This is a genomic window from Streptomyces sp. SID486, assembly GCF_009865385.1.
Taxonomy (GTDB): domain Bacteria; phylum Actinomycetota; class Actinomycetes; order Streptomycetales; family Streptomycetaceae; genus Streptomyces.
In genome coordinates, this window is the sequence record NZ_WWJT01000013.1 from 1 (window position 1) to 10,792 (window position 10,792).

At 74.5% G+C, this 10,792-nt stretch carries 12 protein-coding genes; 6 read left to right on the forward strand and 6 right to left on the reverse strand.

What is annotated here, in order from left to right:
- Both GT045_RS00915 and GT045_RS00920 read left to right on the forward strand, forming a co-directional pair.
- Positions 1–726 (forward strand): DUF2330 domain-containing protein (locus tag GT045_RS00915; protein WP_161332979.1); only part of this gene is annotated, 726 nt, incomplete at its 5' end.
- 63 nt (positions 727–789) lie between these two features.
- Entirely contained in the window at positions 790–1,461 is a 672-nt protein-coding gene (locus GT045_RS00920; protein WP_161298744.1) for an O-methyltransferase, read from the forward strand.
- A 26-nt stretch (positions 1,462–1,487) separates the two neighbouring features.
- On the opposite strand, the gene GT045_RS00925 is transcribed toward GT045_RS00920, so the two are convergent.
- Positions 1,488–1,880 (reverse strand): hypothetical protein, encoded by a 393-nt coding sequence (locus tag GT045_RS00925; RefSeq protein ID WP_161298745.1) that lies wholly within the window; start codon positions 1,878–1,880, stop codon positions 1,488–1,490.
- Between the two features lie 99 nt (positions 1,881–1,979).
- On the opposite strand from GT045_RS00925, the gene GT045_RS00930 reads away from it, so the two are divergent.
- A complete protein-coding gene (locus GT045_RS00930; RefSeq protein WP_161298746.1) occupies positions 1,980–2,414 on the forward strand; it encodes a DUF1992 domain-containing protein in 435 nt (144 codons plus the stop codon).
- Here the strand turns inward: GT045_RS00930 and GT045_RS39320 are convergent.
- Together GT045_RS39320 and GT045_RS00940 are read right to left on the reverse strand one after the other, a co-directional pair.
- A complete protein-coding gene (locus GT045_RS39320; protein ID WP_237538247.1) occupies positions 2,403–3,413 on the reverse strand; it encodes a hypothetical protein in 1,011 nt (336 codons plus the stop codon). The two genes, GT045_RS00930 and GT045_RS39320, sit on opposite strands and share 12 nt — an antisense overlap.
- 5 nt (positions 3,414–3,418) lie before the next feature.
- A complete protein-coding gene (locus tag GT045_RS00940; RefSeq protein ID WP_161298763.1) occupies positions 3,419–4,099 on the reverse strand; it encodes a hypothetical protein in 681 nt (226 codons plus the stop codon).
- A gap of 208 nt (positions 4,100–4,307) precedes the next feature.
- Between GT045_RS00940 and GT045_RS00945 the strand changes: the two genes are divergently transcribed.
- Positions 4,308–4,835, forward strand: a complete 528-nt coding sequence (locus GT045_RS00945; protein WP_161332981.1) for a GNAT family N-acetyltransferase — start codon at positions 4,308–4,310, stop codon at positions 4,833–4,835.
- Here GT045_RS00945 and GT045_RS00950 read toward each other — a convergent pair.
- A complete protein-coding gene (locus GT045_RS00950; protein ID WP_161298764.1) occupies positions 4,828–6,876 on the reverse strand; it encodes an MFS transporter in 2,049 nt (682 codons plus the stop codon). The genes GT045_RS00945 and GT045_RS00950 overlap by 8 nt on opposite strands.
- A gap of 130 nt (positions 6,877–7,006) precedes the next feature.
- On the opposite strand from GT045_RS00950, the gene GT045_RS00955 reads away from it, so the two are divergent.
- Positions 7,007–8,086, forward strand: a complete 1,080-nt coding sequence (locus GT045_RS00955; protein WP_345942513.1) for a peptidoglycan-binding protein — start codon at positions 7,007–7,009, stop codon at positions 8,084–8,086.
- 164 nt (positions 8,087–8,250) lie between these two features.
- On the opposite strand, the gene GT045_RS00960 is transcribed toward GT045_RS00955, so the two are convergent.
- Positions 8,251–8,919, reverse strand: a complete 669-nt coding sequence (locus GT045_RS00960; RefSeq protein ID WP_161295820.1) for an HAD-IA family hydrolase — start codon at positions 8,917–8,919, stop codon at positions 8,251–8,253.
- Between the two features lie 168 nt (positions 8,920–9,087).
- The gene (locus tag GT045_RS00965; protein WP_161295819.1) at positions 9,088–9,669 is read right to left on the reverse strand and encodes a TMEM165/GDT1 family protein; all 582 of its coding nucleotides are present in this window, start codon (positions 9,667–9,669) and stop codon (positions 9,088–9,090) included.
- 399 nt (positions 9,670–10,068) lie between these two features.
- Here GT045_RS00965 and GT045_RS00970 point away from each other — a divergent pair, with 399 nt between their 5' ends.
- Positions 10,069–10,713 carry an HNH endonuclease family protein gene (locus GT045_RS00970; protein ID WP_161295818.1) on the forward strand — a complete coding sequence of 215 codons (645 nt, stop codon included), beginning with the start codon at positions 10,069–10,071 and terminating at the stop codon, positions 10,711–10,713.
- Positions 10,714–10,792 lie beyond the last annotated feature (79 nt).

The window sequence follows — 10,792 nt, forward strand, 5'->3', positions numbered from 1 at the left end:
CTCCCCGCGGCCGCCGGCCCCGCCGCCGTCGGCGTCGTCGGCCGCCAGCGGCTCGGCCCGTTCGACGTGGCCCGGCTGACCGCCACCGACCCGGCCGCCCTCCAGGAGTGGCTGCACGCTCACGGCTTTTCGCTGCCCGCCCGGCTGAAGACCGCCCTGCGGCCGTACGTCGACCGGCACTGGGAGTACGTCGCCGTCCGCCTCGTCCCCCGCACGCACGGCACCCCGCTGCACGGCGCCCTCGACCCGCTGCACCTCACCTTCGCCGCCGACCGGCCCGTCTATCCGATGCGCCTGTCCCGGCTGGCCGCCACCCCGCAGTCGCTCGGCCTGTACGTGCTCGCCGCACACCGCATGGAGACGAGCGGCGCGATCGGCGGCGCGCCGCCCGCCGTGGTGTTCGCCGGCCGGCTCAGCCCCCGCGAGGACGCCCTGGGAACGCTGGCCGCCGGCACCCCGTACCTGACGGCGCTCACCCAGAGCTTCCCCGACCCCGCCCGTGTCTCCGGCGACCACGAGCTGCGCCGGGCCGCCGCCGACACCCCCGTCCAGCAGGTGGTCCACGACGACGAGCTGCGCCGGCTCGCCGGGATCCCGGCCTGGTCGCTGACGGTCGGCGGAGCACTCGCGGTGGTCGTCGCGGCCGTCGCCCTGGCCGCCGTACGCCACTCGCGGCGGCCCGTGACTCCCCCGCCGCCGGTCGCCCCGCCCGAGCCGCTCGGCTGAGATCATCGAAGCGGGCAAATCGGTACAGCCCCCGGAAGACACTCGGGAAAGGCAGCAGACGCTATGAGCGGGTCGCAGCTCTGGGACGACGTCGACGACTACTTGATCAGCAATCTCTCACCGGACGACGACGCGCTGCGGGCGGCCCTGCGGGAGAGTGAGGCCGCCGGGCTGCCCGGCATCTCCGTCACGGCCGCGCAGGGCAAGTTCCTCCAGCTGCTCGCCCAGCTGCAGGGCGCCCGCAACGTCCTGGAGATCGGCACGCTCGGCGGGTACAGCACGATCTGGATGGCGCGTGCGCTGCCCGAGGACGGCAGGCTGATCTCGCTGGAGTACAACGCCAGACACGCCGACGTGGCCACCCGCAACATCGCCCGGGCCGGCCTGGACCGGATCGTCGAGGTACGCGTGGGGCCGGCCCTGGAGTCGCTGCCCAAGCTCGCCGACGAGAACCCGGCCCCCTTCGACCTGGTGTTCATCGACGCGGACAAGGCCAACCAGCGGCACTACGTGGAGTGGGCGCTGCGGCTCACCCGCGGCGGCAGCCTGATCGTCGTGGACAACGTGGTGCGCGGCGGCCGGGTGGCCGACGCGGACAGCGCCGAACCGGACGTCGTCGGCACCCGCGCCGCGATCGAACTGATCGCCGGCCACCCGCGGTTGAGCGGCACGGCACTGCAGACGGTCGGCAGCAAGGGCTACGACGGCTTCGCGCTGGCCCGGGTGCTGGGCTGAGCCCGGCGCGGGCGCCTGGCGGGGCCTCAGACCTCGTGGTAGAAGCCGACGTTGACGCTGCGCGGCGCGGTGCGGTCCTGGACGACGATCTCGCCGGACCCGCCGTGGGGCAGCGGCACGCTCGCGCCGTAGCCGACGGACTGCGTGTGCGGCCCGGAGGTGAGCCGGACCTCGGACGCCGGGTCGGGCTGCGAACCGCGCAGCCACGACAGCTGCCAGGTGCCGTCCGGACCGCACCGGAACTCCAGGTGGACGCGGGAGACGAACAGCCAGTCCTCAGGGGTGACCAGCCGGCACAGCGCCGCGTCCCGGCCGACCCGCAGCACGGCGCCGGGCTCGCTGGGCGCCTCCGCCATCGTCATACCGGCGGTGGCACCCGCGTCCGCCCCGGAGACGGCGGCCATGGTGAGTTCGAGCACGAGCGGTCCCCCTGGAACGTCCTGGCGCGGCGGGCGGATTGCCGTACCGCCGCCGCATGATAAAACGCCCGGCGCGGTCCCGTCCGGCACAATGGGTCCATGACCGAGCGAAAGCCACCGGGAGTGCCGTTCGAGTCCTGGGTGGACCAGCAGATACAGGCCGCGCAGCGGCGAGGGGAGTTCGACCGGCTGCCGGGGGCGGGGGAGCCGCTGCCCACGGAGGTCGACTCCACCTACGACGAACTGTGGTGGGTCAAGCGGAAGATGGCGCGGGAGGGGCTGGCCATGCTGCCGCCCGCTCTCGCGCTGCGCAAGGAGGCGGAGGACGCGCTGGCGGCGGCCCTAGCGGCGCCTTCGGAGCGCATCGCCCGGAAGATCCTCGAGGACGTCAACGTGCGGATCCGGGACATGATGTTCAAGCCGCCGCCGGGCCCGCCGCTGGGGAAGAAGCCGTACGACGTGGAAGAGGTCGTGCGGCAGTGGCGGCAGCGCAGGGCTGCCGCCACGGGGGACGCTCCGGAGTCAGCCGTGTAGCAGGCGTCCGGCCAGCTCCCGGTAGTCGCGCAGGGCGAGCCGCAGTTGCTCGGTGTCGGTCTCGGCGCCGGGCCCCCGGCCCTCGGTGCCCTCCCAGGACATGCGGAGGGTACGGCGGCGCCGCGTCACGGCCTCGCTGAACCGTGCCGCGATCTCCTCCAGCGTCCGGTCGGCCTGCTCGACCGCGGCCCTCGGCTCGTCCACGAAGCCGCCGACCACCTCCTTCAGCTGCCGCTCCCACCGCTCGCTCTCCTCGTGCGCCAGCAGCGGCGCGCCGGTCCCGGAGGGCGCCTCGCCGGTCCCGCCGACCGCACCCCCGGCCGGTGCCGTCCCGCCGACCGCACCCCCGGCCGGTGCCGTCGCGCCGACCGTGCCTGCGGCCGGTGCCGTCGCGCCGGTCCCGCCGACCGTGCCCGCGGCCGGTGCCGTGGCGCCCGTGCCGCCGGCGGCCGCCGGCCAGGTGTCCCGGCCCGGCGAGTCGGTGCCGCCCGCCTCGCGAGCGCCGGTGTGGCCCACGGCGGGCGCGCCGAGCCCGTTGTCGGGCATCCGGCCGTCCTCCGAGAACGCCGCCTGCTCCGTGCGATGGCTCGCGGTGAACCCGTCGTCCACCCCTGCGCCCATGTCCTCCGTGCCGGGGCGGAGCCCTTCCGTGCCGTGCCACTGCCCGGCGCCCGCGCCGGTCGTCCGCCCCGTCTCGGGGACTCCCGCCGGTCCCGGCGGCGGCATCGGGGTGTCCTCCGGCATGCGGTCGTCACCCGTCAGGCCCTCCCGGCCGGGGCCGGCGGAGCCGGGCAGCCGGTCCGTGTGCCCGGCCGGACCCGGTTCCGCCGGTATCCGGTCCTCGGGGCGGCCCTCCGCCGCCATCCGCCGACCCGGCGCCGCGTCTCCCGGCGCCCACTCCTCCTGCGGCGACAGCCGCTCGTCGCCCGGCACGGCCTCGTCGGCCGGCCGCTGTGCGTAGCGCCGGGCGTCGCCCGGGTCGCTCGTCCTGTCCGCCATGACGCTCAGCTCTCCTTCGGTCGGCTCCGGTGCAGGGCCCACGGCGCGTGCGAACGGGCGTGGGTGCGGCTCTTGTCGAGGGTGGTGGTGCGGCCCGTGCCGCCCGAGGCCCGGTGCCGGCCGGACTCGGCGCTGGTCAGGTCGTCGAAGAGGGCGCGGGCGCCGAGCAGCGCCGAGCGCAGCTCCTCCGTCCCCGCGCCGGACTCGCCCGTACCGTCGCCGGCGCCCGTCCGGGCCACCCGGTGCACCTGCCGGTAGCCGTCGACGTGGTCGGCGTGGTGCACGGACAGCGCGGCGAGCTGTTCCTCGTAACGCCCGCCGTCGGGGTAGCCGCGGACCGCGGCCACCTCGGCGAGCAGCCGGTCGGCCTCGGCCACGGCCTCGCGCGGGGAGTCGACGAAGCGTTCCTGTACGGCCGTCCAGCGGTCCGCGTACCGCTGCCGCTCGGCGCCGTCCAGCGGCTTCTCGTGCAGGTCGCCGTGGCGTTCGACGCGCTCGGCGAGTTCGCGTTCGGCGGCCTTGGTGTCCCCGTCGTGCAGGGCCACCGTCCGCTCGTACTCGGGCCCGAAGCGCCGCTTCAGGCTGGGCCCGCCGTGCTGTCCGCGGCCACGCAGGAGCAGGGCGGCTGCGCCGAGGACCACGACCGCCGCGATCACGATCAACAAAATGATCAGCCCTGTGGACATGATTGCCTTCCCCTCGGTCCGGCCCCGCCGGCCGGTTCCTCCTCCGGGTGACCCGGAACCCGCCCCGCAAACGGTCCGCGCCGCCGCCCGGGGGCCCGGGGACGCGGGGGCCGGTCGCGCCCGGGGCATCGCGAATACGGTTGACCGGGGTCCGGGACGGCTGCCGACAATGACCGGCATGACAGGGAAGACCACCACGGAGCCCGGCATGACATGGACGATCACCGCGGAGCCGTACGACTCGCCGGCCGCCGCCGCGCTGTGGCGGGCGTACTACACGGAGGTCAGCGACCGCTGGTACCTGCTGCACGAGGGCCGCCGTACCGATGCCGACGAGCTGGAGCGGGAGATCGCGGCGGCGACCGGCGCGGAACTCGCCCCGCCGACGGGCCGGTTGCTCATCGGGCGGTACGACGGCACGCCGGCCGGCTCGGCGGGCGTACGGCTGCTGGACCCGGACACCGCCGAGCTGACCCGGGTGTTCGTGCTGCCGGAGCGGCGCGGCCGGGGCGGGGCCGCACGGCTCGTGGCCGCCGCCGAGCGGACCGCCCGGCTGCTGGGCGCCCGGCGGATCGTCCTGGACACCCGCGGCGACCTGGTCGAGGCCCGTGCCCTGTACGCCCGGCTCGGCTACACGGAGACCGGCCCGCACCACACCCGGCCGTACGCCGAGCACTGGTTCCGCAAGGAGCTGAAGCGGGGCGCGGGGCCGGAGGCGGCGAGGGCCGTCAGCTGAGACCGGCGGCCCTGCCCCGTCCGCCGTTGTGCGGGCGTTCGCTCTCGGCGCCGCACAGCTCGCCGGTGAGTTCCCGGACCAGCTGGGTGAGGTCGGCCGGGCGGCCGGGCCGCCACCAGTCCCCGAGCAGCTCGGCCAGGGACTCCTCGCGGGCCTTGGCGAGCCGCTCGGCGACCTCGCGCCCGGTGCCGGTCAGGACGAGGTCCAGGCCCTCGCGCTCGGCGAGCCGCCGTTCCTCGACCTGGCGGGCGGCGGACATGACCACCTGGATCGGGACCGCGGTGCGCTCGGCCAGCATCCCCGGTTCGACGGAGCCGTAGCGGCGCACGCGCAGCAGCAGCCAGCTGGCGGCGGGCAGCAGGTCGTACCCGGCCCGCGCGGTGATCTCCCGGTAGACCTCGCGGCGGCCCTCGCGGGTGCCGAGGACGGACAGGGCGCGGCACGTCTCGTCGTAGGAGGAGCGCTCGACCGGGTTCGGCGGGATGGTCTCGGAGGCGTCCGGAGCGGTGACCGAGCCGCGCAGCCGGTCCTCCTTCAGGAACCAGGCCAGCAGGAAGCCGAGGAGGGCGACCGGTGCCGCGTAGAGGAAGACGTCGGTGATGGCGGAGGCGTACGCGTGCAGGGCCGCCGGGCGCAGGGCGGGCGGGAGGGCGGCGATGCCCCGCGGGTCGGCCTTCAGCGCGTCGGCGCCCGCCCCGGGCGGCAGGCGTACGCCCCGGAAGGCGTCGGCGAGCTTGTCGCCGAGGCGGCCGGCGAAGAGGGAGCCGAAGACGGCCACGCCGAAGGAGGCGCCGATGGAGCGGAAGAAGGTGGCGCCGGAGGTGGCGACGCCCAGGTCCTCGTACGACACGGCGTTCTGCACGATGAGCACCAGGACCTGCATGACCAGGCCGAGTCCGAGACCGAAGACGAAGAAGTAGACGCTCATCTCGGCGGTGGAGCTGGACTCGTCGAGCCGGTGCAGCAGGAGCAGTCCGACGGTGGTGACGGCGGTGCCGGCCACGGGGAAGACCTTCCAGCGGCCGGTACGGCTGACGATCTGCCCGGAGACCGTGGACGACAGCAGCAGACCGGCCACCATCGGCAGCATGTGCACCCCGGACAGGGTCGGCGAGATGCCGTGCACGACCTGGAGGAAGGTCGGCAGGTAGGTCATCGCGCCGAACATGGCGAAGCCGATGATGAAGCTGATGAGGGCGGCCAGGGTGAAGGTGCGGATGCGGAACAGCTTGAGCGGCAGGACCGGTTCGGCGGCCCGGCGTTCGACGGCGACGAAGGCCGCGGCGAGCGCGACGCCGAGCACGGCGAGCCCGATGATCTGCGCCGAGTCCCACGCCCAGGTGGTGCCGCCGAGCGAGGCGACGAGGACCAGGCAGGTGGCGACGGCGGCGATCAGGAAAGTACCCAGGTAGTCGATGACGTGCGGAGCGGTACGGCGCGGGATGCGCAGTGCGGCGGCGATCACCACCAGGGCGATCACTCCGAGGGGCAGGTTGACGTAGAACACCCAGCGCCAGCTCAGCTGCTCGGTGAACAGCCCGCCGAGCAGCGGCCCGAGCACGCTGGTCGCGCCGAACACCGCACCGAACAGCCCCTGGTAGCGCCCGCGTTCGCGGGGCGGCACGAGGTCGCCGACGATCGCCATGGACAGCACGATCAGGCCGCCGCCGCCCAGGCCCTGCAGTGCCCGGAAGCCGATCAGCTGGGGCATGTCCTGTGCCATGCCGCACAGCGCCGAGCCGATCAGGAAGATCACGATGGCGGCCTGGAACAGCCGTTTGCGGCCGTACTGGTCGCCGAGCTTGCCCCACAGCGGGGTCGCGGCGGTCGACGCCAGCAGATAGGCCGTGACGACCCAGGAGAGGTGTTCGAGGCCGCCGAGATCGCTCACGATGGTCGGCAGCGCGGTCGCCACGATGGTCTGGTCGAGGGCGGCGAGCAGCAGCCCCAGCAGCAGGGCGCCGATCGGGACGAGAACGCCGCCCGGAACGCGTTCGCCGCTGCGCGCGTCCTGTGCCGTGCCGTGCGTGTCCAGGGCCATGGAGACCTCCCGGGGCTCGGGTGCACCTCTTCCATCGTGATCGGTGTCACCGCTTATGGCCTGTCGAGTCCTGGGGGACGCGGCGGGGATCCGCATATTCTCTGAAGTTCCCGAGGGGAGGGGCCGAACGGTGACGGGGAACCAACGGGCCGCGTGCCCGCGGTGCGGGACACCGAGGGGGCCGGACAACACACCGGCGTGCGACTGCACGCGACAAGCGTCCGAGGCACTGCGTGAGGCGCGCACGGCCGAGGCGGCCGCGGCGGAGGACTTCGACCCCCTGCGGATCCGCCCGTACATCGAGGTCCCGGCCGTCCCCGACCCGGCGCCGGACCCCGGCCCGCCCGCGTCACCGCGCCCGCCGACCGGCATGGCCGCCCCCGCTCCACCGGCCGCCGGAACCGCCGGACCCGCCGGGACCCCTGGCGCCGGCGTCGGCGGCACCGACGGCACCGCCGCAACCGTCGCCACTCACGCCACTCACGCCACTCACGAAATCACCGGTACGGCCGGCACGGCCGAAGTCGTCAGCGCCGACGGCGGTGTCGGCACCGCGGAGACCGCCGGCACCGCAGGGTCGGCACCGGGCGGGCCGCGGGACGGCGGATCCGGCCCCCGCCCACGCCGTACCGCGCTGCTGGCGGCCGCGAGCGCGGGGGTGGCGGTCGTGGCGGCGGCCGCGTTCGCGCTGTTCTCCTACCACGCACCGGCCAGGGACCGGGCGGCCGAGGTGCAGGAGGTCAGGGAGAGCATCCCGGACGCCACCTCGCGGGCGCCCGCCTCGGTGAGGGCACCGGCCCCGCCCGTCCCACCCCGCTCACCGGCCCCGTCCTCCTCGGCGCCGGCGGACCCGCGCCCCTCGGCCACCACCACGTCACCGTCACCGACCCCGACACCCACGGCGTCGGGCAGTGCCTCGCCCACCGCCTCACCGAGCCCCTCCGGGACGAAGGCGCCGGGCACCCCGCGGACCACGCCCGCCGCGGCACCGGTGCTGCGACGCGGCGACACGGGCCCGGAGGTCGCGGAACTCCAGCTGCGGCTGAGGCAGTTGAACCTCTACGGGGATCCGGTCGACGGCGTCTTCGGGCGCTCGGTGGAGACATCCGTCCGCACCTACCAGCTGGCCCGCGGCATCCTCGGCGACCTTCCCGGGGAGTACGGCCCGGCGACCCGGAGGAGCCTGGAGTCCGAGACGACGGACCCGTAGGACGCGCCCACGCTCCCGCTCCCGCCCACGCTCCCGCTCCCGCTCCCGCTCCCGCTCCCGGACAGCCTGACCGTCCGGAGCGCGCCCCGCGCCACCGGGCCATCCGCACCGCAGCCCCGCGCCACCGGACCGTCCGCACCGCAGCGCGCACCTGCCTCGCGGTCTCAGCCCAGGCGCAGCCGCACCGTACCGTCGGCCTGCGCCTCCACCCGCACCCGCGTGAGGTCCCGCACAGCCACATCCGGCTCGTGGACAGCGGCTCGCGGACCGACGCCCACGACCCGCATCCCCGCGGCGCGGCCCGCCGCGATCCCCGCGCCGGAGTCCTCGAAGACGACGCAGTCGGCCGGGTCGACACCGAGTTCGGCGGCACCCTTGAGGAACCCCTCGGGGTCGGGCTTGCTCGCGCCCACCGACTCCGCGGTGACCCGTACGGCGGGCAGGGGCAGACCCGCGGCGTGCATGCGGGCCGTGGCCAGGGCCAGGTCGGCGGAGGTCACCAGCGCGTGCGGCAGCTCCGCCAGCGCGGCGAGGAAGGCCCCGGCGCCGGGAACCTCGATCACACCGTCGGTGTCGGCGGTCTCCTCGGCGAGCATCCGGGCGTTGTCCGCGAGGTTCTGCTCCACGGGCCGGCCGGGCAGGAGTACGGCCATGGAGGCGTGCCCCTGCCGGCCGTGCACGACCTTCATCACCTCGTCGCCGTCCAGCCCGTTCCGCCCGGCCCAGCGCCGCCAGATGCGCTCGACCACGGCGTCCGAGTCGACGAGGGTGCCGTCCATGTCGAGCAGGAGGGCGCGGGCGGTGAGGACGGCGGGGGTGGCGGTGGCCGGCATCGGCAGCTCCAGTGACGTGAAGACCCGTGTCGTGAGGGACGACGGGAGGGACAAGGCGGCCCCGCCCGCCGGTCAGGGAAAACGGGCGGGAGCCACTTTGTTCCTCCACGGTACAAAACAGCCCCGGTTCCCGCCACCGTCCCGGCGGGCATTCGTCCGCCGTTCGGCTCAGCCGCTCACGGCCTCCCACAGGCTCCACACGCCGAGCGCCAGCATCAGCAGCGCCGCGACCTGCGTGATCAGCCGCAGCGGGACCCGCTTCATCAGCGCCTTTCCGCCGACGATGCCGAGGCCGGCGACGGCCCACAGACCGAGCACGGCACCGAGGCCGACGGAGATCGGGTCGTCGTAGCGGGCGGCGAGGTTGGCGGTCATGATCTGGGTGAGGTCACCGAACTCGGCGACCAGGATGAGCATGAAGCCGGTGCCCGCGACCTTCCAGAAGGACTGGTCGGCGGGCCTCTTCACCTCTTCGTCCCCCTCGTCCTTCTTCAGCAGCAGCATCGCGGCACCGCCGAGGAAGAGGACGCCGGTGACGGCGTGCACGATCTGCTGCGGGAGCAGCGTGAGCACACTGCCGGCCGCCACGGCGAGCACGACGTGCAGCAGGAAGGCGGCCGCGACGCCCGCGAAGACGTAGGAGGCGCGGTAACGGGTGCCGAGGACGAGGCCGGCGAGCGCGGTCTTGTCCGGCAGCTCGGCGAGGAAGACGACGCCGAACACGAGCGCCGTCACGGTGATGCTGATCAAGGTTCCTCAATCGGTCGGGCTGCCCCGCCGAGAGTGCGGTACGTCACGCGATGACACCTCGGCACGGCAGCGCACATGGCACCCGCGCCGGGAGGCACGGGCGTGCACTGCTTGCCGAAGGTCTCGCTGGCGGGCCCCGATGGGATCCGGTGGTCCGCCTCCGGGCGCCGGCTCAGGCTCGCTGAGCAGTATGTCGACGGTCCGGCGAAGAGCTACTCCCCTTCTGCGCCTCCCATCGTACGGGATGTGAAAGTTCAGTCGTGAACCGTGCCGGACGCCTTGTCGTGTCATGAGCGCGTCACTAGCTTCTCACCGAGCGCTCACCCACCGGCAACACGGCACCGCGAGCATTCCTTCGCCCGTGCTCCAACACCCCCACCCCACAAGGGAGTTCCCCGCATGCCCAGGTTCTACGCGCGTCGACGGACGAGTGTCCTCGCGGCCCTCACCGGCCTGATCGCCTCCGTCGCCCTGTTCAACTCCCCGAACGCCTCCGCGGCGCTGCCCACGCCGGTCAGCGCGGCCACCGCCCGCGGCTACCTCTCCCAGCTCACCGTGGCCACCGAGAACCGCACCGGCTACGACCGCGACCTCTTCCCGACCTGGATCACCATCTCCGGCAGCTGCAACACCCGCGAGTGGATCCTCAAGCGGGACGGCTCGAACGTCGTCACCGACTCCGCCTGTGCCGCCACCAGCGGCAGCTGGTACTCCCCGTACGACGGCGCCACCTGGACCGCCGCGTCCGACCTGGACATCGACCACCTCGTGCCGCTCGCCGAGGCGTGGGACTCCGGGGCGAGCAAGTGGACCACCGCCCAGCGGCAGGGCTTCGCCAACGACGTCACCCGCCCGCAGCTCCTCGCGGTCACGGACAACGTCAACCAGGCCAAGGGCGACCAGGACCCGGCCACCTGGATGCCGTCCCGCACCGCCTACCGCTGCACCTACGTGCGCGCCTGGGTGCAGGTGAAGTACTACTACGACCTCTCGGTCGACTCCGCCGAGAAGAGCGCGCTGACGAACTACCTGGCCGGCTGCTGAGACTCCGGCACCAAGGGCGCCGGGGCCGTGACGGCCGCCGCCCGCCGGCCGCGGGTCACCCGCGGCCGGCCGCACCGCC

Bases quoted from the DNA above. Each gene is read 5' to 3' on its own strand.
- GT045_RS00920 (WP_161298744.1), top strand. From the start codon at position 790: ATGAGCGGGTCGCAGCTCTGGGACGACGTCGACGACTACTTGATCAGC.
- GT045_RS00930 (WP_161298746.1), top strand. From the start codon at position 1,980: ATGACCGAGCGAAAGCCACCGGGAGTGCCGTTCGAGTCCTGGGTGGAC.
- GT045_RS39320 (WP_237538247.1), bottom strand. From the start codon at position 3,413: ATGGCGGACAGGACGAGCGACCCGGGCGACGCCCGGCGCTACGCACAG.
- GT045_RS00940 (WP_161298763.1), bottom strand. From the start codon at position 4,099: ATGTCCACAGGGCTGATCATTTTGTTGATCGTGATCGCGGCGGTCGTG.
- GT045_RS00945 (WP_161332981.1), top strand. From the start codon at position 4,308: ATGACATGGACGATCACCGCGGAGCCGTACGACTCGCCGGCCGCCGCC.
- GT045_RS00950 (WP_161298764.1), bottom strand. From the start codon at position 6,876: ATGGCCCTGGACACGCACGGCACGGCACAGGACGCGCGCAGCGGCGAA.
- GT045_RS00960 (WP_161295820.1), bottom strand. From the start codon at position 8,919: ATGCCGGCCACCGCCACCCCCGCCGTCCTCACCGCCCGCGCCCTCCTG.
- GT045_RS00970 (WP_161295818.1), top strand. From the start codon at position 10,069: ATGCCCAGGTTCTACGCGCGTCGACGGACGAGTGTCCTCGCGGCCCTC.